The organism is Streptomyces toxytricini (assembly GCF_014649915.1).
Lineage (GTDB): Bacteria > Actinomycetota > Actinomycetes > Streptomycetales > Streptomycetaceae > Streptomyces > Streptomyces toxytricini.
Genome location: NZ_BMTY01000001.1, coordinates 268,549 through 292,611, shown reverse-complemented (window position 1 = coordinate 292,611; position 24,063 = coordinate 268,549). Strand labels below are relative to the sequence as shown.

The window sequence follows — 24,063 nt, the reverse complement described above, 5'->3', positions numbered from 1 at the left end:
CATGCGGACCGGTCGCCCGACGCGATCGGACCGTCGTCCCGGCGTGTTGAGCCGGTCCTGGGCGGGCGGAACGGGCCCCGCCGACGTGCGCGGGCGAGCCTGCGTCCCGGCCGGCCCGGCGGGCCGCGGGCGGCCGTCGGACGACGGGGTGGACCGCACCCCCGGCCCCCGCCCCTACCCCGCTGGAGTCAGGCAGGTGGCCGGGGTGGAGCCGGGTTGTGGTGGACGGGGTCAGCCGGGGGTGGGGATGGCGTCGGCCAGGGTGAGGGCGTGGATGCGGTCCGGGGCGCCGGGGCGGGCGTAGTACCAGCCCTGGGCGGTGTCGCAGCCGAGTGCGCGGAGTTGGGCTGCCTGGGCGCCGGTCTCCACGCCCTCGACGGTGACGGCGAGTTCGAGGCTGTGGGCCAGGGCCACGATGCCCTCGACGATCTTGACGTCGACCGGGTTGGCGGGCTGCTGCTGCATCCCCTTGGTGAAGGAGCGGTCCAGCTTCAGCACGCTCACCGGGAGGCGGCGCAGGTTCGCGAGGTTCGAGTAGCCCGTGCCGAAGTCGTCGAGGGCGATGTCGACGCCGAGGTCGGCGAGGCGGCGCAGCGGTTCCAGCAGGTCGTCGTCCGCGCCGATGAGGGCCGACTCGGTGACCTCCAGGCACAGGGCGCCCGGGGCGAGGCCTGCGTTCTCCAGGACGGCGACCGTGTCGGCGACCAGACCGGGGTGGTGGAGCTGCGTCGGCGAGAGGTTGACGTTGACCCTCAGGGGCGAGCCGCCGTGTTCGCGCTGCCACGTGCGGGCCTGGCGGACGGACTCCTCCAGCACCCAGCGGCCCAGCGGCACGATCAGCCCGGTGCGCTCCGCCAGCGGGATGAAGCGGTCCGGGCCGAGCACCCCGTACTGGGGGTGCTCCCAGCGGACGAGTGCCTCCGCGCCGCGGACCGTGCCGTCGTGCATGTGGACGAGCGGCTGATACTCGATGAAGAACTCGCCGCGCTCCAAGGCGGCGGGGAGGGCGTTCGTCAGGCCGTGGCGGGTGATCGCGCGGGCGTCGGCCTCCGCGTCGGCGAACTCGAAGCGGCTGCCGCCGGCCGCCTTGGCCCGGTACATGGTGATGTCCGCGCTGCGCAGCACCTCCGCCGGGGTGCGCTCCCCCGCCGGGCCCTCGACGATGCCGATGCTGCCGCGGACGGACAGCTCGCGGCCCTCGATCCGGATCGGGGCCGACAGGGCCGACAGGATGCGGACGGCGAGCTCCGTCACCTTCTCCTGCGTGTCAGGGCCGGTGGTCAGCGCCACGAACTCGTCGCCGCCGAGCCGGGCGACGACCTCGCCGGGGCCCGTCGCGCAGCTCTGGAGGCGGTCCGCGACCTCCACGAGCAGCCGGTCCCCCGCGGAGTGGCCGAGGCTGTCGTTGACCGCCTTGAAGCCGTCCAGGTCGAGGTAGCACAGGCCGAAGCGGGTGCCGCCGCCGCTGAGGGCCTTCTCCAGGCGTTCGAAGAACAGCGTCCGGTTGGGCAGGCCCGTCAGGGCGTCGTGCGTGGCTTCGTAGCGCAGCCTCAGGTTCAGCAGGCGGCGTTCGGTGGTGTCCTCCATCAGTGCCAGCTGGTACTGGGGGCGGCCCTCGGTGTCGCGCAGGAGCGAGACCGTCAGGTTGGTCCACAGCACGGTGCCGTCGTGCCGGTAGTACGGCTTCTCCACGCGGTAGCTCTCGCGCTCGCCGCGGACGAGTTCGCCGTACATGCGCCAGACCTGCGGGGCGTCGTCGGGGTGGCCCCACTCGCTGATGTTGCGGCCGCGGACGTGGCCGCCCATGCCGCCGAACATCTGGAGCAGGGCGTCGTTGACCTCCAGCACGTTGCCTTCGAGGTCGGCGATGCCGATGCCGATCGCGGCGCCCTCGAAGACCGCGCGGAAGCGCTCCTCGCTGGCGTGCAGGGCCTGCTGGGCGTCGATGCGCGCGGTGAGCGCGGAGCGGGCGATCGCCTCCTGCTCCCGCAGGGTGCGCTCGCGCAGGGCGCGGGCGAAGCCGGCGGCGATCTGGTGCTGGAGGCGGGCGCAGCGGGAGCGGTACTCCTCGGCGCCCTCCACTCCGACGCCGTCGGGCCCGCAGTACAGGACGAGGTAGGACTCGACGACGCCGAGCGTCCCGGCGAGCGCCTCGGGGTCGGTGCAGTGCACGGTGACGAGTTCGGCCCCGACCTGCTGGGCGACGGCCGCGTCGAACGGCCTGGCGTGCAGGGCTTCGGCGAGCGTGCGGGTCAGCGGCACCAGGTGCTGCTCGAACTCCGGGCGCGTCAGGGAAGTCGCCGTGAACGGGAAGATGGCGCGCCCCCAGATCGTGGCGAAACGCGCGATCCGGTCGTCCAGGCCGCTGTGCGGGGCTGCCTGCGGGCACGGGTGCGGGACGCGGGAGGGGCCGCCCTGCACGGGCTCCGCGTCCTTCGGGGTCGGTGTGCCGGAGGGCACCGCGGCCGTCGATCTCACGCCTTGCGTCCCACTCCGCCGTAGCCGGAGAACGCGTACGGGTCCTCCGGCATGTCTCCGTCCTGCGGGTCCGCGAGCCCGCCGGGCTGCCAGTTCGGCATCGAGACGACGCCGGGGTCGACCAGTTCGAAGCCGTCGAAGAAGCGGGCGACCTCCTCGCGCGTGCGCATGACCAGCGGGTTGCGGATGTCCCGGTAGACGCCGACCGTGCCGCTGGCGACCTCCTCGGACAGCGGCATGCCCTCGTACGAGGCGTGGGTGAGGACGAGCAGGCTGCCCGGGGGCAGGGCGTCGCGGAGTTCGGCGACGGCGCCGTACGGGTCGTCCGCGTCCTCCAGGAAGTGCAGGACGGCGACGAGGAGCAGGGCCACCGGGCGGTCGAAGTCCAGGAGCCGCTCGACCTCGGCGGCGGTGAGGATGTCCTGCGGCTTGCGCAGGTCGGCGGAGACGACGCCGGTCTGGGTGTCGCCCTCCAGGACGGCGCGGCTGTGCGCGACCGCCACGGGGTCGTGGTCGACGTAGACGACGCGCGCGTCGGGGCTGGCGGCCCGGGCGACCTCGTGGACGTTGCCGAAGGTGGGGATGCCGGAGCCGATGTCGAGGAACTGGGTCACGCCCTGGGCGACGGCGTGGCGGACGGCGCGGCGCATGAACGCCCGGTTCGCCTGCATGATCTTCGGGAGGCCCGGCATGAATTCCATGGCCCGGCGGGCGGCCTGCCGGTCCACCTCGAAATTGTGGGAGCCGCCCAGGTAGTAATCGTAGATGCGGGACACGCTCGGCACCGATATGTCGATACCTGGCGGGGCCCAGGTGGGGCGCTCCATCTCGGTCTCCAAGCCGTAGTCCGTGGCGGTCGTCCGGGAGGTCGGACACCTGTCCGAGCCGAATGTACTGATCATCGCCCAAGGGGGCGAGCAAAAGCGGAAATTGGTGATCCGTTCTTCATCACACACCAAAGACCTCTGCGGCCCCCCGCGCCACCGATGACGGAAACCGACACGTCCCTTTTGGGAATCGCCCGAGAAGCGATCACATCGGTTCGGTTCGTGGCTCAAACCTCTACGGTCCGTACAGCACCCGTTCAGGCGAACCAGGGCCGGGCCCCGCGTGCGCGAGCGCGCGCGAGCCCATGCTGCCCGGGTGAACAGAGCCCGTACCCGGCGTTTGATCGTGCTCCCGGCCCTGCTGTGGGCGGCCTTGTCCGCCACGCCGGCCGTGGCCGATAGCTGCGCCTACGCGACGATCGGCGACGGCGGCGCCGGGGGCGGCATCAGCCTCACCGCCGTCGCCGGCAGCGGCGCCGCACGAGCCGCCGGAGGTGGCGCACATCACGGCGGCGGTCCGCCGGATGTCGAGGACGGCGCAGGGGACCGGGGCGGCGGCAACGGCCGTGGGCACGGCCACGGCAAGGGGCGGGGGAAGGGCCACCGCTGCCACGGGCACGGCCGCGGCCACCACTGCCCGCCGCCTCCGCCGCCGTGCCCGCCGAAGCCGACGCCCACCCCGCCGCCGAAGCCCACCCCGACCCCCACACCGCCCAAGCCCACTCCCCCGCCGAAGCCGGCCCCGCCGCCCGCGCCGCGGCCCACTCCCCCGCCCCCGCCGAAGCCGGCGCCGCCCCGGCCCGCACCCGTCCCGAAGGCGCCCGAACCGGCCCCGCCGAAACCCGCGCCGGCCCCCTCCCGGGCCCAGGCCGCGCCCGTGCCCGTGGTCCTCCCGCCGCCACCACCGCCCCCGCCTGCGAAGAAGCCCGTACCGAGGCCCGCGTACCGCGTCGCGACCGCGAAACCGGTCGAGCACCACATTTCGCCAGTGACCTTCACCCTCATGACCGCGGCGCCCGCGGTGCTCGCGATCGTCGCCCTGCGCCCGCGCTGACCGCCGCCGCCCCGGTCCACGCCGCCACCCGGCCACCGCCGCCACCAACCCGCGACCCGCCCGCGCACGATTGGGAGTCCCCTTGTCGGAATGGCTCGTCCTGACCCTCGCGATGGCCGCGGCCTGCGCCGTCGTCCTCGCCATCGCCTTCTTCAACCACCGGCGGATCGGCGAGGACGACGATCCCAGCGAGACCCCCGACGTCATCGAGTACATGACGATGATGATCGGCGTGATCTACGCGATCGTGCTCGGCCTCGCGATCGCCGGCGTATGGGAGGGCCGCGGAGCGGCCCAGGAGTACGTGCGCCAGGAGGCCCAGGCGCTGCACGAGATCAGCGTCCGCTCCCACGTCTACCCGGCCGAGGTCCGCGACCGGATCCGGGCCGACGTCGACGCGTACGTGACGTACGTGGTGGACACCGAGTGGCAGCAGATGGCCGACCACGGCACGGTCACCGACCGCGGCGGGGAACTGCTGGAGCGGATCCGCCGGGACGTCACCGACTACGAGCCGCAGACCGACCACGAGGGGCAGGCGTACCAGCCGCTGGTGGACCAGGTGGCGCTCGTCGACGACGCCCGCAGCGCCCGGGGGCTGAGCGCGGGGGCCACCATGCCGGGCGTGGTGTGGTTCGGGCTGATCGTCGGGGCGCTCGTCACCGTCGGGATGATCTTCATGCTGCAGATCCGCCGCTCCTTCCGGGAGCTGCTGCTGGCGGGCCTGTTCAGCGCGCTGATCGCGTTCCTGCTGTTCCTGATCTGGGACTTCGACGCCCCGTTCGGGCGGGGCATCTCCGCGACCGCCGAGCCGTTCCTCGCGCAGTTCCCGCACCTGGACCTGGGCGGCTGAGCCCCGCGCCAAACCGGGGAGGGGCCCGCCGTCCCCGGTTCGGCCCAGCAGTGTGCCCCATTCGCCCGCTCCTGATCGCGGGGCGGGCGGCCCCCGCCTAGCGTGGCGGGCATCGGGGAGCACCCCCCACCGCCGGCGGAAACCGTTCCGCGGCTGCTCCCCGGGATCCGGAGAACCATTCCATGGGTGCGATACGCAGCTCCGCCACTGCCCTGCTCGGCGCCGGCGCCGCGGGCGCCGTCCTTGCGCTGGGCGTCTTCGGTGCGCCCGCCGCCCTCGCGGCCGAGGCGCAGCCCATCACCTCGTTCGGCTTCGCCATCACCCCGTCGACGGTCGCCCCGGGCGGCCAGACGGTGCTGTCCGTCACCGGCTGCGACGCCGCCTTCGCGACGGCCTCGTCCGGTGTCTTCGACACCGTGAGCATCGCCCGGGGCAGCACCGCGCGCGTGACCGTCGACCGCGACGCCCGCCGCGGAGCCGTCTACTCGGTGACGTTCACCTGCAACGGCGAGAACGGCTCCGCCGACCTCACCATCGCCGGCGGCACGGGCACGCCGACCACCAGTTCCACCTCCGCCGACCGGCCGGCCGCGCCGCGTACCGCAACCGCCACGGCGCCCGCCGAGTCGGCGGCGGCGCGCGGCGTGCGGGGCGGGCTCGGCGGCAGCGTCGCCGGGATGGACGCCCTGGAACTCGGCGCGGGCGCGGCCCTGTTCCTGGCCGCCGCGGCCGGGACGGTCCTCGCGCTGCGGCGCCGCGGTTCGGCCCACCGCCACTGACCCGGCCGCCCTTCCGCACCACCGCCCCGCCGCCCCCACCGCACCGCACGCGTGCCGCATCCGCCCGCCCCGGGGCGGGCGCCGACAGCCGGTCGCCCCGGATCCCGTACGGGATGCGGGGCGACCGGCGTGTTCCGGGCGGGGACCGGGGAGGTCGGCCGGTCGTCAGGCCCGGTTGCGGTGCGGGCGGCGGCGGCGCAGGACGTGGACGCCCGCGCCGAGGGCCGCCGCGCCGACGAGGCCCGCGCCGATGGCGGTCTCGGCGGCGGAGGGGCCGAAGGAGCCGCCGATGCCGCCCTGGGCTCCGCGGCCGTCGAGGATCTGGAAGCGGTGGGTGGCGATCAGGTTGCTGTCGTTGCACTTGACCGACAGCGTGTGCGTCCCGGGCGAGGCGTGGTTGAAGATCCGCACTGTCGCGAACCCGACGGACCCGGCCGACAGGTTCGCCGGCGAGAAGTTGCCGGGCGACGAAACGGTTCCGCCGTGGCCGCAGCCGGCGGCGCTGACCTGCATCGTCGCCCCCTGGTGCACCGAGTACGGGGTGACGGAGACGTTGCTGGGGCCGCGGCCGCCGTTGCCGCCCTGGCCCCCGGTCTCCGGCGGCCCCGCCGCCGGGTTCGCCGAGGCGACCGGAATACTGAGACCGACGGCGACGCACGCCGCCGCGGTCACGGTGAGAGCGCGCAGAACACGCATGGTGGAACCTCCAGCGGAAAGCGCCCCGGAGCGGTCGCCCGGGATGATCGACGAGAACGCCTCCCATCACGAACCCTCGGGTCGGGCCGCAAGCGGCGCATGTCCGGCTTTGGTCCGCACGGTTGAGCGACACGCCGTGGGCCGCGCACCGCATCTGACGGATCCGCAGGTCACGACCCGTCAGGAGTTTGTGTGATGAATACCCGGACGGGTGCACCCCGTCCGGTCCCGCCACCCGTTCGCCCGGCACCGATCGCCGTCTTGCGCGCACGGGCTTAGCGTGCGTGGAGAAGGGCGTGAAGGGGGCGGGACGTGACGCGGGTCGGGACCCCCGCGTCGGGAAGGGAGAGCCATGACCGAGGACGAGAGTGAGCAGCGGCCGAGGAGACGCTCCCCCTGGGGCGTGCTCGCGCTGGTGATGCTCAGCGGCCTCGCCATGATGCGCAACGGCGCCGAGTCCGGTGACGGACCGCCGCAGCCGACGGCCGCCGCGGCGGTGTCGGCGTCCGCCGGGCAGTCGGACGGGCAGGCGCCTATGCCGCTGCCGCCGGGTGCGGCGCTGCCGGCGGGCGTCGCGGAGCTGGAGCACTCGTCGGTCCAGCGCATCCGGATTCCGCAGATCAGGGTGGACGCACCGGTGATGACGGTGGGGCTGGACGCGCAGGGGTGGATCGAGGCCCCGCCGGCCCAGGATCCGAACCTGGCCGGCTGGTATCTGAACGGGATCGCGCCGGGCCAGCGCGGCTCGGCCGTCGTCGTCGGCCACGTCGACAACGAGCGGGGCCCCGCGGTGTTCTACGGGCTGGGCGCCCTGCGCAAGGGCGACCGCGTCGAGGTCGACCGCTACGACGGGCGCACGGCGGTGTTCGAGGTGTACGGCGTGGAGGTGTTCTCGAAGGAGACGTTCCCCGGAGCCCGGGTGTACGGGGACACCGGGCTGCCCGAGCTCCGGGTGATCACGTGCGGCGGCGGCTACTCGAAGGCGCGGGGCTACGACGGGAACGTCGTCGTGTTCGCCCGCATGGTCGAGGCCCGCTGACCCGGCGGGTCCCCCGCCCCGCTGCGGATACGTTTCCTCAGCGGGGCGGCAGCACGGGCAGGGTCATCCGGTAGCCGCGGGCCAGGAGCTGCGGCAGGTAGGTGCCGAGGGCGTGGACGCTCTGCGTGCGGTCGCCGCCGGCGTCGTGCGACAGGACGATCACCCCGGGTCCGGCGCCCTTGAGGACGCGGGAGACGATGACGGAGGCGCCCGGCTCCGTCCAGTCGAGGCTGTCGACGGTCCAGGCGAGCGGCTCCATGCCCAGTTCGGCGCCGATCTCGAAGGCGGCCCGGTTCCACGCGCCGTACGGTGCGCGAAACCAAAGGGGCGGGGCGCCGACGGTCTTCTCGACGACCTCGCTGGTCCGGCCGATCTCGGAGGCGAGGCCGGGCCTGCTCAGGCTGGGGATGAGGGGGTGGGACCAGGTGTGGTTGCCGATGAGGTGGCCCTCCGCGGCCATCCGGCGCACCAGGTCGCGGTTCTCGGCGGCCATCTCGCCGCAGACGAAGAACATCGCGCGGACGCCGTACCGGGCGAGGGTGTCGAGGATGCCGGGGGTGTAGCGGGGGTCGGGGCCGTCGTCGAAGGTGAGGACCATCGCGCTGCGGGCGGCCGCGGCCGGGTCGAGCTCCAGGATGGGCCGGGTGCGGACGGCGGGCCTGGCCGCCGGTGGGCGCACCGGCGCCTCGGCGGTCATGGGGGCCAGCCGGTAGGCGGTCCGGCCGGGCGTCTGGGGGCGGACGGCGCGGACGCCTCCGGGGCCGGCCGCGCCCCCCGGGCCGGGCTGCCCGGCGCCCGCGGGTCCGGCGGCTCCCCCGCCTACGGGGGTTCTGCCCGCGGCGCCGGTTCCGGGCGGGCCGGACTCGCCGGAGGCCAGGAGTCCGGAGGCCGTGGCGATTCCGAGGAAGACTGCGGTGCGCAGGAGTACACGCCGCCCGACTGTCGGCTCGTCATTTTTCATTACTACTACGTATCAACGAGATCGGCCGGGATGTCGAGAGGCGCGGAGGAGGCCGCGTGCCCTCACCCGATCAGCCGCGCCGCACCAGCGGGAACGGCAGCGTCTCGCGGATCGTCAGACCGGTGAGGAACATGACGAGGCGGTCCACTCCGATTCCGAGCCCCCCGGTGGGCGGCATCGCGTACTCCAGGGCGTCGAGGAAGTCCTCGTCGAGTTCCATCGCCTCCGGGTCGCCGCCCGCGGCGAGCAGCGACTGGGCCGTGAGCCGGCGCCGCTGCTCGACGGGATCGGTCAGCTCCGAGTAGGCGGTGCCGAGCTCGGTCCCGAAGGCGACGAGGTCCCAGCGCTCGGCCAGGCGCGGATCGCGCCGGTGCTGCCGGGTGAGCGGGGAGACGTCGGTGGGGAAGTCCTTGTAGAAGGTGGGCAGGGTGGTCTTCTCCTCGACGAGCCGCTCGTACATCTCCAGGACGACGTCGCCGCGGGTGTCGGCGGGGGCGTGGGGCACCCCGGCGCGGTCGCACAGCCGGCGCAGGACGTCTTCGGGGGTGTCGGCGTCTACGGCTTCGCCGAGGGCCTCGCTGACGGCGCCGTACAGGGTCTTGACGGGCCAGGTGCCGGAGATGTCGTGGACGGCGAGCCTGCCGTCGGGGCCGCTCTTGTGGGCGACGGGCGAGCCGAAGGCGGCGGTGGCGGCCCCCTGGATGAGTTCGCGGGTCAGGTCGAGCATCACGTCGTAGTCGGCGAAGGCCTGGTAGGCCTCCAGCATCGTGAACTCGGGATTGTGCTTGTAGGAGACGCCTTCGTTGCGGAACGTGCGGCCCATCTCGAAGACCTTCTCCATGCCGCCGACGCACAGCCGCTTGAGGTACAGCTCGGGTGCGATGCGCAGGTACAGGTCGAGGTCGTAGGCGTTGATGTGGGTGCGGAAGGGCCGGGCGTTGGCGCCGCCGTGGATCTGCTGGAGCATCGGGGTCTCGACCTCCAGGAAGCCGCGCTCCAGCAGGCCGTGCCGCAGGGCCTGCACGGCCGTCGAGCGGGCCCGTACGACGTCGCGCGCCTCGGGGCTGGCCACGAGGTCGAGGTAGCGGCGGCGGACGCGGGCCTCGGGGTCGGCGAGGCCCTTGCGCTTGTCGGGCAGGGGGCGCAGGCATTTGCCGGTGAGCTGCCAGGACTCCACGAGGAGGGAGGGCTCGCCCGATTTGCTGGCCCCGATGCGTCCGGTGGCGGTGACGTGGTCGCCGAAGTCGACCTGGGAGGTGAAGGAGTCGAGGGCCGCGGGGCCGCTCTCGTCCCGGGTGAGCATCAGCTGGATGTCGCCGGACCAGTCGCGCAGGACGGCGAAGACGACCCCGCCGAGGTCGCGGACGACCATGATCCGCCCGGCGAGGGTGGCGGGGCCGTCGCCGCGGGCGCCGGGCGAAAGGCCGGGGTGGGCGGCGAGCAGCGCGGACGCCGTGTGGGTGCGGGCGGGGATGCCGACGGGGTAGGGGTCGATCCCGGCGGCGCGCAGCCGGTCGAGTTTGGCGTGGCGGACGCGGACCTGCTCGGGCAGCCGCTCGGCCGGGAGGGCCGGCCCGCCCTGCCCGTCCGCCGCGTCCAGGCCGAGCGTGTCGAGCGGGGGCAGCGACGCGGTGTTCGCGGGGGCGGTGACGCCCTTGGGATGGCCGTTGCCCCACAGCTTGCGCAGGCTCGGCACGGAGACGAAGCCCTCGGCGATGCCGGAGGCCAGGCTGACCCGGGCGAGCGAGCCGGCGTCCTGGTAGCAGAGGAACCGCGGGTACCACTCGGGCCCGTACTTGACGTTCGAGCGGTAGAGCGCCTCGAGCTGCCACCAGCGGGAGAGGAACAGCAGCAGCCGGCGCCAGAGTCTCAGGACGGGGCCGGCGCCGATCCGGCCGCCCTCCTCGAAGGCGGAGCGGAAGACGGCGAAGTTCAGCGAGATGCGGCGCACGCCCAGGCCGGGGGCGGCGGCGCACAGCTGGGCGACCATGAACTCCATGACCCCGTTCGGGGCGTTGCGGTCGCGGCGCATCAGGTCGAGGGAGATGCCGTCCCTGCCCCAGGGGACGAAGGACAGCAGGGCGATCAGCTCGCCGTCGGCGTCGAAGGCCTCGACGAGCAGGCAGTCGCCGTCGGCGGGGTCGCCGAGCCGGTCGAGGGCCATGGAGAAGCCGCGTTCGGTCTCGGTGTCGCGCCAGGTGTCGGCGCGGTCGATGATGCGCTGCATCTCCTCGTCCGACAGGGCCGAGTGGCGGCGGATCGAGGTGGTGGCACCGGCGCGGCGGACGCGGCTGACGGCCTGGCGGGTGACGCGCATGTCGCGGCCGTCGAGGTCGAAGTGGGCGACGTGCAGGATGGCCTCGTCGCCGAGCTGGAGGGCGCTCAGCCCGGATCGGGCGTAGGCGGTGGCGCCGTCCTCGGAGGCGCCCATGACGGCGGGCTGCCAGCCGTGGCGGCGGGCGACGGCGAGCCAGGCGTCGATGGCCGGGGTCCAGGCGGCCGGGTCGCCCACCGGGTCGCCGCTGGCGAGGCAGACGCCCGCCTCGACGCGGTAGGTGACGCAGGCCATGCCGTTGGGGGCGAAGACGACGGCCTTGTCGCGGCGGGTGGCGAAGTAGCCGAGGGAGTCGGAGCGGCCGTACGCGCCGAGCAGCGCCCGGATGCGGGGCTCTTCGTCGCCGTGGAGGGCGGCGGTCATGCGCTGGGAGCGGAAGAGGGTGGCCGCGGCATTGAGGAGGGCGAGCGCGCCGAACAGGCCGAGCAGGAAGGACAGGGGCCGCGGCGGCCGGCCGTCGAACTCGCGGGCCGAGAACAGGCCGCCGAAGACCTGCTTGGCGGCCCAGTCCAGCCACTGGCCGCGGGGCAGGGTGCCGGGGAACAGGGCGACGAGCGCCCAGCCGAGGAGGACGGCGGCGAGCAGGCCGAGCCCGAGGACGAGCAGGGCCCGCCAGAACGCCCCGGGGCGGGAGGCGGCGTAGAACTCGCTGCGGGCGGCGGTCAGCACCGCCAGGGCTGCGACGGCGATGAGGAGGGAGGGGCCGCCGATCCGGAACCAGCCGTCGGCGATGAGCAGCACGTCGACGAGGGCCAGGAGGACCAGGTAGGCGACGACGATCCACCAGGCGACCTTCTTGCGGGTGCCGAGTGCGGCGGCGAGGAGGAAGAGGAAGACGGCGTAGGCGAGGTTCTCGCTGACGGGGACCACGTAGTCGTCGAGGAAGCGGACGACGTGCCGCAGCAGGTGCCGCAGCGCCGGCGAGAGCGCCAGGACGGCACAGAACAGGCCGAGGGCGCCGAAGAACGCGGCGGACCCGTCGGGCACCCGGTTCAGGAAGCGGTTCCGGGTCCCCCGGGTCTGCTCCGTCGTGGCACTCATGGTTCGCACTCTAGGGAGCCCGGCCGCGGTCCGCGCGGCGAGCGGCGCGTCCCCCGGGAGGGTGACGGGCGGGGAGCGCGCCCGTCCGGCCCGGGGGCGGACCGGTCAGCGGCCCATGGTGAGGCCCTGTGCGGTGGCGCCGCGGCCGAGGACCGCCTCGGTGACGGTGTCGCGGGCGCGGCGGTAGCCGGCGTCGTCGGGGTCCTCGGCGAGGGCGGCCGGCAGGTTGACGACCTTCCCGGCGGAGAGGTCCATCATCTGGGGGACGAACTCGGCCTTGGCGACCTGCCAGCGCCCGCCCGCCGCGGCCGGCGGGGCGAAGGTGAAGCGGGCGAGGGAGCCGTAGTTGCCTCGCAGGTCGCGGTCGCCGGAGTGGTTGAACATCTCGCCGGCCACCTGGTCGCCCATGCCGTAGACGATCCAGGTGCCGTTGACCTTCTCGTAGGCCTGCGGGACGTGGGCGTGCGTGCCGAGGATCAGGTCGATGTCGGGGCGGCCGCCGGTCTGGGAGGCGGTCAGCTCCCGGCCCAGGGTGAGCTGCCGCTCGTCCGGCGCGGTCTGCCACTCGGTGCCCCAGTGCAGGCTGACCAGGACGACGTCGGCTCCGGCCTTCCGGGCGGCCCGCGCGTCCGCGACGATCTTGTCCTTCTCCATGAGGTTGACGGCCCACGGCCGGCCCTCGGGCATCGGGTACCCGTTGGTGTCGTAGGTGTAGGCGAGGTGGGCGACCTTGGCGGAGCCCGCGGTGTAGAGGGTCGGGGCGGCCGCCTCGGCGGCCGTGCGCGCCGATCCTGCGTGGCGCAGGCCGACCCGGTCGAAGCGGTCGAGGGTGCGCGCCACGCCTTCGGCTCCGGCGTCGAGGGTGTGGTTCGAGGCGGTCGAGCAGCCGTCGTACCCGGCGTCCTTCAGGCCGTCGGCGACCTCGGGCGGGGACTGGAAGGCGGGGTAGCCGGTGAAGGGGCCGCCGTCGGGGCCGTAGACGGTCTCCATGTGGCATAGCGCGAGGTCGGCTGCGGAGACGAGCGGCTTGACGTGCGAGAACATCGGCCGGAAGTCGTGGCCGGCCCCGTCGGCGTCGGCCGCGGCCTGCTTGATGACGGAGTCGTGGGGCAGGACGTCGCCGCTCGCGACGAGCGTGAAGCCGCGGGCGGCGGCCGCGTCCGGGCCGGCGGCGCGGGAGGGCGGGGGGTGCGCGTCGCCGAGGCGGGCGGGCGGGGTGCGTCCGGCCGAGCAGGCGGCCGCGGTGGCGGCCGACAGCAGGGCGGCGGACAGGAGCGCGAGGGCCTTGCGGGTGCGCTGGGTCATGGGCGCCACTCTCTCTCCAATTAGTACGACTATCTGATCACCTTTTAATCCATGGGGGGAGGCGCTGCGCGTCGAAAGGAGCCGGCCGGCCGCACCGCGGCCGCATACCGGCCACACCCGCACGGCGGCCGTTCACCGCAACCGTTCGACCGTTCGGCGACCGCTCACCGGCCCGGGCGGCCGCCCACCGGGCGTCCCGGGCGCTTGGGCGCAAGACCGCGGCGGGACGGTTCACGGGGCGCCCGGCGCAGGTGAGGGTGGGTGCGTCGGACCCGGACGGCCCCAGGAAGGAGGCCCTCGTGCCCCTCTCCCCCACCCTCGCACGCACGGCCCCCGAGGCGCTGGCCGAGCTCCAGCGCGAGCACGGCCGGGCCCTGTTCGGCCTCCTGCTCGGGCTCACCTCCGGGGACGCCCAGCGCGCCGAGGACCTCGTCCAGGAGACGCTCGTCCGCGCCTGGCAGCACCCTGAGGCCCTGGCGAGCGGCCACGCGTCCATGCGGCCCTGGCTCTTCACCGTCGCGCGGCGCCTTGCGATCGACGCCCGCCGGGCCCGCCTCTCGCGGCCGCAGGAGGTCGACGCGGACGCACTGGAGCAGGCGCCCGCTCCCGAGGACGGGGTGGCGGGGTCCGTGACGGCCATCGACGTGCGGCGCGCCGTCGGCTCGCTGGGGCCGGAGCACCGGGAGGTGCTGCTGGAGGTGTACTTCCGCGACCGGTCGGTGGCCGAGGCCGCCGCCGAGCTGGGGATCCCCGCCGGAACGGTCAAGTCCCGCACCCACTACGCCCTGCGGGCCCTCCGCAAGGGGCTCCAGGGATACGGGTACGGGCTCGGGGCCTGAGCGCACCGCGGCCCGCCCGGCGCACGGGGAAACGATCCGAATGCACGCGGATCGGACAGGAAGTGCGCGGAAACAGGCCGCAGACCGTTCAAGTTGAGTAAACATCCCCCACGGCGCAAGCCGGGAAGGGAAGGCTCGGTACCCACGGACGGCAAGCTCGACACGCGGGAGAAGGTGGAACGGTGCAGCCCGAGGGTACGAACGGCACCAGTGACGGCGGGCTCGCGGTGCCCATGGCGTGGCTGTACGCCGAGTACATCGCCGACGAACTGCTGCGCACCGGACGGCTGATCCCGGCCGGGACCCTGGAGTTCCGCGCCGGCCGCGACACGCTCGCCCTGACCATCTACCTCTCCGACGCAGCCGGCGAGCTCTCCGGGATCCGCGTGGTCTCCCAGCTCGACGAGTGGATGTCGCTGACGGCGTACGGGCACCCCTGGCGCGACTGGGTCCACACCCGCTTCCTCGCACTGGGCGAGGAGGCCCGCGAGAGCGGCCGCGGCGAGGACCCCGACCTCGAACTCGCCCGCGCCGCCTGGCGCTGGCTGGACCGGACGGAGCTCTTCGCCACCAACATCGACGCCGCCCGGCCGGGCGGGCCCGACCCCTGCCAGGGCCTGGACGAGAACGCCCGCGTGTGGACGCCCGCCTGGCAACTCGGTCTCCCTCTGGGCAACTTGGCCATGCACCTCTTCTGACCGGCACGCGAGCCCGCAGCCCGCCCGCAGCCCGCTACGGGCGCCGCCGCGCCGGCGGGGGGTCGGCCGGGTCCAGCACCAGGCCGGCGAAGTCGGCCTCGTTGCGCTCCGCCCGGGCGACGTACCAGCGGGCGATCAGCCACAGCACGGGATAGGCGGCCACCCCGAGGACCGCCCACACCAGCGGACCCGGCACCCTCCCGGGCAGCGCGAACAGCAGCGGAAGCACCCCCACCGCCAGCGCCAGCGCAGCCACCGCCCCGAGCCCGGCGCGCAGTTGGCTGCGCATGAGGGCGCGGACGTACGTCGTGCCGAGGCTGGTCTGCTCGCAGATCTCCGAACGGGCCGGGGTGTACGCGGGGGCACGGCGGCGGGCGGCGCGCGGCACGCCCGTCACGGTCTCCCGCCGGGGCGCCGCCGCCGGCCGGTGCGGCTGCGGCGGGGGGTCCTGCATGGTGCGGGAGTCTACGCAGCGGCGGGGCCCGGGCGGAGGTCATTTGAGCAGGCGGGAGAGCCTGCGGTCGGCGAGCGGCTTGCCGCCGGTCTGGCAGGTGGGGCAGTACTGGAGGGAGGAGTCGGCGAACGACACCGACCGGACGGTGTCGCCGCACACCGGGCACGGCTCGCCCTCGCGGCCGTGGACCCGCAGGCCGCTCTTCTTCTCGGCCTTCAACCGGCCGGCGGCGACGCCGTGGGCCCGGTCGACGGCCTCGCGCAGGGTGTCCCGGACGGCCTCGTACAGCCGGGTGGTCTGCTCCTCGTCGAAGGCGGAGGCCAGCTTGAACGGGGACACCTTGGCAGCGTGCAGGATCTCGTCGCTGTAGGCGTTGCCGATGCCGGCGAGGACGCCCTGGTCGCGCAGCACCCCCTTGATCTGCCGCCGCTCCCCCGCCAGCAGCGCGGCGAACGCGTCCCGGTCGAAGCCCTCTGCCAGCGGGTCCGGCCCCAGCCGGGCGATGCCGGGCACCTCCGCCGGGTCCCGGACCACGTACACGGCGAGGCGCTTCTGGGTGCCCGCCTCCGTCAGGTCGAAGCCGCCGCCGCCTTCGAGGGCGACGCGCAGGGCGAGCGGCCCCTTGCCGGGGCGCGGCGGCCGGTCGGGAAGGGCGTCCTGCCAGCGGAGCCAGCCGGCCCGGGCCAGGTGGGTGACCAGGTGGAGTTCCCCGATCCGCAGGGCGAGGAACTTGCCGTACCGGGCGGTGGGCCCCGCTTCCTGCCCCTCCAGGGCGGACAGCGGCGGGTCGTACGTCTTCAGCACGCTCACGGCGAGCGGGAGGACGCGTTCGACGACCCTCCCGGTCAGGTGCTCGTCGAGGAACTCCCTGAGGGCCTCGACCTCCGGCAGCTCGGGCATGCCCCCAGCCTGCCCATCCGGCCGCCGATGCGCGACCGGACACGGCCCGGGAGCGGGCGGCGCGAGCGGGTGCGGGCGGGCTCAGGTCAGCAGGAACTCGCACCAGACGCACTTGCCGCTGCCCCGCGCCTCCACCCCCCAGACGTCCGCCAACCGGTCCACCAGCATCAGCCCCCGCCCGGAGACCCCCGCCTCGCCCGCCTCCCGCCGGCGCGGCAGGGCGCTGGAGCGGTCCTCCACCTCGACCCGGAGCCGGCGGCCCGGCCCGCTCAGGATCCGCAGGGTGACGATCGCCGGGCCGTCCGTGTGCATCAGGGCGTTGACGATCAGCTCGTCTGCCACGAGTTCGATCTCGTCGGAGCGCTCCCGCGCGCCCCAGGCGCGCACCGCCGCGCCGATCATGTGGCGGGCCGACACCAGGCCCTCGGGGTCGTTCGGGGCGACGTGCTGTTGCAGCCGGCCGCCGCCCTGCGGTGCCTCCTCCACGCGGCGGCGCAGCAGGAGCAGCGCCATGTCGTCGTCGCCGCCGCGCTCGTCTATCACCTCGCACAGCCGGTCCGCGAGCCGCTGGAGGTCCTCCGGGCCGCCGCGGACCAGCCCGGACAGCATCCGCACCCCGTCGTCGAGGTCCGCTCCGGGGTGCTCGACGAGGCCGTCCGTGCACAGCAGGATCGTTTCGCCGGGGTCGAGCTCGACCGTTGTCACCGGGTACTCCAGCCGGCCGAACTCCGCCGAGAGGCCGAGCGGCATCCCGCCCTCCACGTCCAGCCGGCGGCAGTCGCCGTCGCGGGTGCGCAGCAGCGGGTCGATGTGCCCGGCGCGGACGATCTGCAGGACGCCGGTCGACAGGTCGGCCTCGACGTAGGTGCAGGTGGCGAAGCGGTCGGTGTCCAGTTCGTGCAGGAACACCGACGCCCGGGCCATGACGGTGCCCGGCGAGTGGCCCTCGGCGGCGTACGCGCGCAGCACGATCCGCAGCTGGCCCATGACGGCGGCCGCGTGCGTGTCGTGGCCCTGGACGTCCCCGATGACGGCCCCGACGCGGCCGCCGGGCAGCGGGATCACGTCGTACCAGTCGCCGCCGATGTCCTGGCCCATACGCGCGGACCGGTAGCGGACGGCGATGTCGCCGCCGGGGACGGTGGGGATGCGGCGCGGCAGCATGGCCTGCTGGAGGCCTTCGGCGAGGTCGTGCTCCTGCTCCAGCAGCATGGCCCGCTGGAGGCTCTGCGCGATGCTGCTGCCCAGGGCTACGAGGAGGTTCCGCTCGTCCTGGGTGAAGCCGTCCTTGTCCTGGTAGAGCAGGCCGATCGCGCCGATCGGGCGGGCCTGGGCGATCAGCGGCAGGTACGCGGCCGCCGAGATGTCCATGGACGAGATCTTCGCCCAGAGGCCGGGGTAGCCCTCGGCGAACTCCTCCGCGGAGTCGAGGAAGCGCGGCTGGAGCGAGCGGACCACCTCGCTCATCGGGTAGTTCTCGTCGATGCGGGTGTAGCGGGTGCCGGGGACGAAGCTGCCCGACGGGCCCTCGGCGACGAGGTGGATGCGGCCCGCCTCGACCAGGCCCATGACCATGCCCATCGAGCCGAGCCGCTCCAGCCCGTGGGCGTCGCCGATGACGTCGATGACGTCCTTGACGGTCCGGGCGTGGGCCAGGGCCGCGGTGGTGCTCTCGACCACCGAGGTCTGGCGGCGGCGCTCCTCGTCGAGGCCGAGGCGTTCGGCCGAATGGCTGAGCTCCTCGGTGGCGTCGCGGACGATGCCGATGATCCGCTGGGGGCGGCCGTCGGGATCGCGCATGAGGCGGCCCTGCGTGTGGGTCCAGCGCAGCCGGCCGTCGCGGCAGCGGATCCGGAAGTAGGCACCGTAGCTGTCCTCGTCGCCTTTGAGGGCGTGGGAGACGAGGTCGAAGAGGCGGGAGGACTCCCCCTCGGGCACGCGGGCGGCGAGCGACTCGGGCCGGCCGTCGTACTCCTCCGCGGCGGTGTCGAACACGTCGAGGGCGGCCGTGTCCAGGTGCATCAGGCCGGTGGACAGGTCCCAGTCGAAGCTGCCCATGCGGTTGAGCGAGAGCGACCGGTCCGGGTGTGCGGGCCAGTCGTCCGGCAGCGATACGGTGGTCGGCACCGGTCCACCATGACACACGGGCGGGTCAGGCGCCCCCTGGGTGCGCGGCGACGACCGCGGCGGTCGAGGCCGCGGCGGCGGGCACTCCGGACGCGGTGGGATCCGGCTCCTGCACCGCTTCGGTGCCGGGGGCGCCTGCCGCGCCTGCCGCGCCGTCGAGGGGTTCGGACTCCTGGACGTCGGTGCCGCCGGCGTCATTGCCGAGGCCGTCGATGCCGGCGTCGGAGGGGTCGGTGGAGGAGAAGTCGGTGGAGGCGTCCGCGCCGTCGGTCTCCGTGCCGTACGTGTCGACGGACCACGGGTCGGCGCCCGTGTCGGTCAGGGCCCCGTCGGCTTCGGCCTCGGGGGCGTTCGGATCGTAGAGGTCGCCCCCGTCCACGAGGACGTCCCCGGCGGCGGCGTCCCCGGCGGCGTCCCCGCCCGGCCACGGCGTCAGGTCGCCTCCGTCGCCCGTCGCCGGGTCCGCCCCGGCCGACCCGTCGGCGGACCCGTCCGCCGGCAGGCCGGACTCGGACGGGGTGCGCTGCGGGGCGTCCTGCCCGCCCGGGACGCTCTGCCCGGGCGGGGCGGCCGGAGCGGTGGCCGGCGCGGCCCCGACGGGGATGCCGTCGGCGGGATCGTACGCGGGCATGACGCGCGGGGAGCGGTCCTGGGCGCCGTCGTCGCCGGTGGTCCGCTCGATCCACGTGTTGTCCGCGACGTTGGCGATGACCAGGCCGGCGAGCGGGTAGGGGGTGGGTTCGATCACGATCACCTGGTTGGGCTGGTAGCCGTTCCACCGCTCGCCCTTGACGGCGGGCGTGCCCTTCGCGCTGAGCGGGGCGAGCAGGGGGCTGCCGCCGGCGCAGCGCAGGCGGGGCATTCCCTGCGCGTCGACCAGGACGGCGGTGCCGGCCTGGAGCACCGACTGGTAGCCGTACGCGCCCCCGTCGCGGAAGCCGTGGTTCGTGACGCGGGTGTCGGCGCGGAGCACGACCGGCGTGAGCCCGCGGAGGAACTCGGGGAGGCCGGCTTCCTGGACGGAGGAGGCCGCCGCGAAGGCGCGGGCCTTGCTCTCGTCGCCGGTCAGGGCCCGCAGCTGCTGCTCGACGTCGCAGCTGCCGAGGCGCTTGGTGCCGCCGTAGAGGCCGGGGGTGGCGGCGTTGACGGTGCGGATGCCGCGGCCGGTCGGGTTCGGGAGCGGTGGCTGGGCCGGGGCTGATTCGGCGGTGGCGGAGGAGGGGGTGAAGGGGTCGGGGCCCGCAGAGCCGACGGGCTGGAGGTGGATCTCCTGGCTCTCTGGACCGGCCGGCGCGGGGGCCTCCTCGCCGCCTCCGCAGGCCGCGGCGGCGAGGCCGAGCAGCGTCAAGAGGGCTGCGCGGGCCGGTGTGTGACGACGCGGCGCCTGACGGGGTGTCGGCTCGTGCACGGTTTTCTCCCTGTTCGCCCCGGATGCTCCCTCCTGTCTGCCGCATGCCGGCGGGCCCCGCAACCGGAGCGCCCGCAGCCGGGCGCACGACCTCCCCCGGGCGGTGCGAAGGCACCCGGGAAAGCTGTTCTTGAACACGTTCAGCCAATCCCGTAGGGTCACGAACAGGACCTGAACGCGTTCAAAGCGCGGAGGGGGTCCGGGCGCCTCGCGGCGTCCGGCGCTTCCGGAAGAGAAGGGATGCGCGGTGACCGTCCTGCTGAACCTCGTCGTGGCCGTGGGCATGCTGTACGTCGTGCCCGCCGGTCTGCGGCTGATCGACCCGGCCGCCCTGCACCGCACCGCCCGCTGGTGGCCGCTCGCCGCGGCGCCCGGCGCGGTGTGCCTGTGGCTGCCGCGCGGCGCCACGGCGACGGCCATGGCCGCCCTGTACGCGGCGGCCGCCGTCGCGCTCGCCGCCCGCGTGCCGGGCCGGCTGCTGCGGCTCCTGCGGATGCCGTCCGCGGACCGGGCCCGCTCCGCCCCTGCCGCGCTCGCCGTGGCCACGGCCCTGGCCGCGCCGTCGGTCGCCGCTACGGCGCTGGTCGCCGAGCGGGCCGGGCACCGGCTCTTCGGCTTCGACCTGGACATCCTCGCGCTGACCGTGCCGCACTTCCACTACGCCGGGTTCGCGGCGGCCCTCGTCGCCGGGCTGGTGTGCCGGGCGGCCCCCGGGCCCGCGGCGCGCCTGGCGGCGTACAGCGTCCCCGGCGGGACCCTGCTGGTGCTCTTCGGCTACTTCGTGGACGACTGGGCGGAGCTGGCGGGCGCGGTCGTGCTCACCGCCGGGATGTGGGCGGTGGCGCTGGCGACCTGGCGGGAGGTGCGCCCTGTGGCCCGCGACCGGCTCACCCGGGGGCTCCTCGCCGCGTCGTCGGCCGTCCTCGGGGCCACGATGCTCCTCGCCCTGTGGTGGGCGGTCGGCGAGGCCACCGGAACCGTGCACCCCACCCTGACCTGGACGGCCGCCACCCACGGCGTCGGCAACGCCCTCGGCTTCGCCGTGTGCTCGCTGCTCGCGTGGCGCCGTCTGGCGGCCGCCGGCCCGCCCGGTCCCGTACCGCGCGGGCGGCAGCCCCGGTGGGCCGGCGGGCACCGCGGGCGGCCGGGGCAGAAGCAGACCGTGACGCAGAAGGAGGAGACGATCCGATGACCCGACTCACCGGGGCTGCCCGCCCCTCGCTCACCTACCCGGAGCGGGGCGCCACCGCCTCGCTGCCGCTGCCCCGGCAGTACAACCACCTCCGCCACCGCACCCGGATCGGCAGCGGCCGCGCCGTCTTCGAGGCGGCCGGAGCCGCGGTCACCACGTTCGGCGCGCACCGCGCCGCGGGCGTGTCGGTCCGCTGCGGCCACGGCGCCGTCCGGCCGGGGACCCGCGTCGCGGTCGGGCTGGGCTGGGGCCCGCTGCGGATCGAGGTGCCCTGCGAGGTCGTCTGGACGGTGTACGAGCCCGCCCGGACCGGGTTCGCGTACGGGACCCTGGCCGGCCACCCCGAGCAGGGAGAGGAGTCCTTCCTGGTCCTCCTCGACCGGGACGGCACGGTGTGGTTCGAGGTGACCGCCTTCAGCCGTCCCGCCCGCTGGTACACGCGGGCCGCCGGACCGCTGGTCCCCTTCCTCCAGCGCTGCTACGCCCGCCACCTGGGCCGGACCCTGCGCAGGCTGGCCGCCGCGACCTGAACCGGCCGATACTGGGGGGGATGGACTGGTTCACGGCGCCCGACCTCTGGCTGGGCCGGCTGGTCTTCCAGCGGGCCCTCGCCGGCGTCTACCTCGTCGCCTTCCTGGCGGCCGCCCTCCAGTTCCGGGCCCTGATCGGGAGCCGCGGCATGCTGCCCGTCCCGCGGTACGTGCGGTTCGTGCCCTTCAAACGCGCCCCGAGCCTCTTCCAACTCCACTACTCGGACCGGTTCTTCGCCGGCTGCGCCTGGACGGGGGCGGCCCTGGCCGCGGCGCTGGCGGCCGGAGCGGGGGACGCCGTGCCGCTCGGTGCGGCGATGGCGATGTGGGCGGTGCTGTGGGCGCTGTACCTGTCGATCGTGAACGTGGGCCAGACCTGGTACTCCTTCGGCTGGGAGTCCCTCCTGCTGGAGGCCGGCTTCCTCGCGGTGTTCCTCGGCAACGCCGACACCGGGCCGCCGGTGCTGGTGCTGTGGCTGCTTCGGTGGGCCGCGTTCCGGGTGGAGTTCGGCGCCGGGCTGATCAAGATGCGGGGGGACGCCTGCTGGCGGAAGCTGACCTGCCTCTACCACCACCACGAGACGCAGCCCATGCCCGGCCCGCTGAGCTGGTTCTTCCACCACCTGCCGAAGCCGCTGCACCGGGTGGAGTGCGCCGCCAACCACGTCACCCAACTGGTCGTGCCGGTGCTGCTGTTCGCGCCGCAGCCGGTGGCCTCGTACGCCGCCTGCGCGATCGTGGCGACGCAGTTGTGGCTGGTGCTCTCCGGGAACTTCGCCTGGCTGAACTGGCTGACGATCACGCTCGCGCTGCCGGCGGTCGACTTCACCCCGGTCGCCGGCCCGCCGCCGGCCGCTGCCTCCGCACCGCCGCCGGTGTGGTTCGCGGTGCTGGTGTGCGCGGTGACGCTGCTGGTGCTGGTGCTGAGCAGGCATCCGGTGCGCAACATGGTCTCGCGGCGGCAGGTGATGAACCGCTCCTTCGACTCGCTGCACCTGGTGAACACCTACGGGGCCTTCGGCACGGTGAGCCGGGTCCGCGACGAGGTCGTGGTGGAGGGCACCCCGGACGCGGTGCCTCGGGAGGACGGGGAGTGGCGGGAGTACGGCTTCAAGGGCAAGCCGGGGGATCCGCGCCGGATCCCGCGCCAGTTCGCCCCCTACCACCTGCGGCTGGACTGGCTCATGTGGTTCGCGGCGCTCTCCCCCGGCTACGCCCGGGACTGGTTCGGGCCGTTCGTGGAGCGGCTGCTGGAGGGCGACCGGGACACGCTGCGGCTGATCCGCCGCAACCCCTTCCCGGAGGCCCCGCCCGTGTACGTGCGGGCCCGGCTGTACCGGTACCGGTTCACCACCTGGCGGGAGCTGCGCGAGACGGGGGCGTGGTGGCATCGAAGCCTGGTACGGGAGTACCTGCCCCCGACCCGTCTTTCGGTGGTGTCCGGCTCGGGCGGGGCCGGAGCGCGGTCAGCGTCCGAGTAGGGCGGCCTCCTTCTCGGGGCTGATGCCCTTGGCGCCGCGGTCGGGGCGCAGCGGGGCCGTGCCGCCGAGGGACCGGAGCCAGGCCCAGGTGTCGGCGACGGTCTCCTCGACGGGGCGGCAGTGCAGGCCGGCGGCGAGCGCCTTGGAGACGTCGGCGCCGAACATGAAGGCGTGCAGTTCGCCCTCGGGCAGCCAGACGGGCAGCTCGGTCCAGGGTTCGACTCCGGCGTCGAGGATGCGGGCGGGGTCGGTCCAGCGCAGGTCGGCGGCGCCGCCGGTGGCGGCCGTGCAGGCTTCGAGGAAGGTGCCCATGGTGGCGTGGCCGGCGGGCGAGACCGCGTTGTACGGGCCGCCGAGGCCGGCCGCGGCGGCGTCGAGGGTCCAGCTGGCGAGGTCGCGTACGTCGATGTACTGGAGCGGCAGGTCCTTGGGGCCCGGGGCGAGGGTGGGGCCGCCGCGGGCGGTGCGGCCCAGCCACCAGGGGAGGCGGCCGACGTTCTCGTACGGGCCGAGGATCAGGCCGGCACGGACCAGGAGGGCGCGGTCGCCGAAGGCGTCGGTGGCGGCGATCTCGCCGCCGCGCTTGTCCTCGGCGTAGGCGGTGGAGTCGGCGTCGGGGGAGCCGTCGACGAGGGGGGCGTCCTCGGCGGCGTCCTGCACTCCGGGGTAGGAGTGGACCGAGCGGCTGGAGATGTAGGTGTAGTGGCCGACGCGGTCGCGCAGCAGGCGTGCGGTGTCGCGGACCGCGGTGGGGGCGCCGGACCAGGTGTCGACGACCAGGTCCCACTCGCCGGCCCCGGGCGCGGCGAGGGCGGCGAGGCCGCCGGGGGCGGTGCGGTCGCCGTGTACGGCACGGGTGCCGGGGGGCGGGGCGTGGCGGCCGCGGTGGAAGACCGTGACGTCCCAGCCCCGGGCGAGGGCGTCGTCGGTCAGGGCGCGTCCGACGAACTCGGTTCCGCCGAGCATCAGCAGTTTCGTCATGCAGCCAGCGTGCCGGGGGCCGGCGCGGCGGTGGAAGCCGTGATCGCTCTCGGCGATGACGCCGAGGGCGGACGCGAACGGGGAA

General features: G+C 74.7%; 19 protein-coding genes. 8 read left to right on the top strand and 11 right to left on the bottom strand.

Features of this window, described 5'->3' with window-relative positions; all coding sequences use genetic code 11:
- Positions 1-231 precede the first annotated feature (231 nt).
- The gene (locus tag IE170_RS01195) at positions 232-2,421 is read right to left on the bottom strand and encodes a putative bifunctional diguanylate cyclase/phosphodiesterase (protein ID WP_189807587.1); all 2,190 of its coding nucleotides are present in this window, start codon (positions 2,419-2,421) and stop codon (positions 232-234) included.
- 53 nt (positions 2,422-2,474) lie between these two features.
- Positions 2,475-3,305 (bottom strand): SAM-dependent methyltransferase, encoded by an 831-nt coding sequence (locus IE170_RS01190; protein WP_189807586.1) that lies wholly within the window; start codon positions 3,303-3,305, stop codon positions 2,475-2,477.
- Between the two features lie 1,136 nt (positions 3,306-4,441).
- Here IE170_RS01190 and IE170_RS01185 point away from each other — a divergent pair.
- Entirely contained in the window at positions 4,442-5,212 is a 771-nt protein-coding gene (locus IE170_RS01185) for a bestrophin-like domain (RefSeq protein WP_189807396.1), read from the top strand.
- Positions 5,213-5,394: 182 nt separating this feature from the next.
- Positions 5,395-5,991, top strand: a complete 597-nt coding sequence (locus IE170_RS01180; protein ID WP_189807395.1) for a hypothetical protein — start codon at positions 5,395-5,397, stop codon at positions 5,989-5,991.
- A 165-nt stretch (positions 5,992-6,156) separates the two neighbouring features.
- On the opposite strand, the gene IE170_RS01175 is transcribed toward IE170_RS01180, so the two are convergent.
- Positions 6,157-6,687: a hypothetical protein gene (locus tag IE170_RS01175; RefSeq protein ID WP_189807394.1), complete on the bottom strand. Its 531-nt coding sequence runs from the start codon at positions 6,685-6,687 to the stop codon at positions 6,157-6,159.
- Positions 6,688-7,039: 352 nt separating this feature from the next.
- Between IE170_RS01175 and IE170_RS01170 the strand changes: the two genes are divergently transcribed.
- Positions 7,040-7,726 carry a class F sortase gene (locus IE170_RS01170; protein ID WP_189807393.1) on the top strand — a complete coding sequence of 229 codons (687 nt, stop codon included), beginning with the start codon at positions 7,040-7,042 and terminating at the stop codon, positions 7,724-7,726.
- Between the two features lie 37 nt (positions 7,727-7,763).
- On the opposite strand, the gene IE170_RS01165 is transcribed toward IE170_RS01170, so the two are convergent.
- The 3 genes from IE170_RS01165 to IE170_RS01155 form a co-directional block, all read right to left on the bottom strand.
- The gene (locus tag IE170_RS01165; RefSeq protein WP_189807392.1) at positions 7,764-8,687 is read right to left on the bottom strand and encodes a polysaccharide deacetylase family protein; all 924 of its coding nucleotides are present in this window, start codon (positions 8,685-8,687) and stop codon (positions 7,764-7,766) included.
- Positions 8,688-8,757: 70 nt separating this feature from the next.
- Complete coding sequence (gene lysX / locus IE170_RS01160; RefSeq protein WP_189807391.1) at positions 8,758-12,063, bottom strand: bifunctional lysylphosphatidylglycerol synthetase/lysine--tRNA ligase LysX; 3,306 nt, start codon at positions 12,061-12,063, stop codon at positions 8,758-8,760.
- Positions 12,064-12,168: 105 nt separating this feature from the next.
- Positions 12,169-13,368 carry a CapA family protein gene (locus tag IE170_RS01155; RefSeq protein ID WP_189807390.1) on the bottom strand — a complete coding sequence of 400 codons (1,200 nt, stop codon included), beginning with the start codon at positions 13,366-13,368 and terminating at the stop codon, positions 12,169-12,171.
- A gap of 299 nt (positions 13,369-13,667) precedes the next feature.
- On the opposite strand from IE170_RS01155, the gene IE170_RS01150 reads away from it, so the two are divergent.
- The gene (locus IE170_RS01150) at positions 13,668-14,207 is read left to right on the top strand and encodes a sigma-70 family RNA polymerase sigma factor (protein ID WP_125546621.1); all 540 of its coding nucleotides are present in this window, start codon (positions 13,668-13,670) and stop codon (positions 14,205-14,207) included.
- A gap of 233 nt (positions 14,208-14,440) precedes the next feature.
- Entirely contained in the window at positions 14,441-14,905 is a 465-nt protein-coding gene (locus IE170_RS01145) for a hypothetical protein (protein ID WP_189807585.1), read from the top strand.
- 34 nt (positions 14,906-14,939) lie between these two features.
- Here the strand turns inward: IE170_RS01145 and IE170_RS01140 are convergent, their stop codons facing one another.
- From IE170_RS01140 to IE170_RS01125, 4 genes are all read right to left on the bottom strand, one after another.
- A complete protein-coding gene (locus tag IE170_RS01140; RefSeq protein ID WP_189807389.1) occupies positions 14,940-15,359 on the bottom strand; it encodes a hypothetical protein in 420 nt (139 codons plus the stop codon).
- 39 nt (positions 15,360-15,398) lie between these two features.
- Positions 15,399-16,259, bottom strand: a complete 861-nt coding sequence (locus IE170_RS01135; protein WP_189807388.1) for an Fpg/Nei family DNA glycosylase — start codon at positions 16,257-16,259, stop codon at positions 15,399-15,401.
- A gap of 81 nt (positions 16,260-16,340) precedes the next feature.
- On the bottom strand, positions 16,341-18,404 hold the full coding sequence (locus IE170_RS01130; RefSeq protein ID WP_229884540.1) for a SpoIIE family protein phosphatase: 2,064 nt from the start codon (positions 18,402-18,404) through the stop codon (positions 16,341-16,343).
- Positions 18,405-18,411: 7 nt separating this feature from the next.
- Positions 18,412-19,734: a DUF6777 domain-containing protein gene (locus IE170_RS01125; RefSeq protein WP_189807387.1), complete on the bottom strand. Its 1,323-nt coding sequence runs from the start codon at positions 19,732-19,734 to the stop codon at positions 18,412-18,414.
- Between the two features lie 307 nt (positions 19,735-20,041).
- On the opposite strand from IE170_RS01125, the gene IE170_RS01120 reads away from it, so the two are divergent.
- Genes IE170_RS01120 through IE170_RS01110 form a run of 3 tightly spaced genes read left to right on the top strand, consistent with a single transcriptional unit; the run spans position 20,042 to position 22,997 of the window.
- On the top strand, positions 20,042-20,986 hold the full coding sequence (locus IE170_RS01120) for a YndJ family protein (RefSeq protein WP_189807386.1): 945 nt from the start codon (positions 20,042-20,044) through the stop codon (positions 20,984-20,986).
- Entirely contained in the window at positions 20,983-21,516 is a 534-nt protein-coding gene (locus tag IE170_RS01115; protein ID WP_189807385.1) for a DUF1990 domain-containing protein, read from the top strand. Before IE170_RS01120 ends, IE170_RS01115 begins: the two co-directional genes overlap by 4 nt.
- 20 nt (positions 21,517-21,536) lie before the next feature.
- Positions 21,537-22,997 (top strand): lipase maturation factor family protein, encoded by a 1,461-nt coding sequence (locus IE170_RS01110; RefSeq protein ID WP_189807384.1) that lies wholly within the window; start codon positions 21,537-21,539, stop codon positions 22,995-22,997.
- On the opposite strand, the gene IE170_RS01105 is transcribed toward IE170_RS01110, so the two are convergent.
- On the bottom strand, positions 22,983-23,978 hold the full coding sequence (locus IE170_RS01105; RefSeq protein WP_189807383.1) for an NAD-dependent epimerase/dehydratase family protein: 996 nt from the start codon (positions 23,976-23,978) through the stop codon (positions 22,983-22,985). The two genes, IE170_RS01110 and IE170_RS01105, sit on opposite strands and share 15 nt — an antisense overlap.
- Positions 23,979-24,063 lie beyond the last annotated feature (85 nt).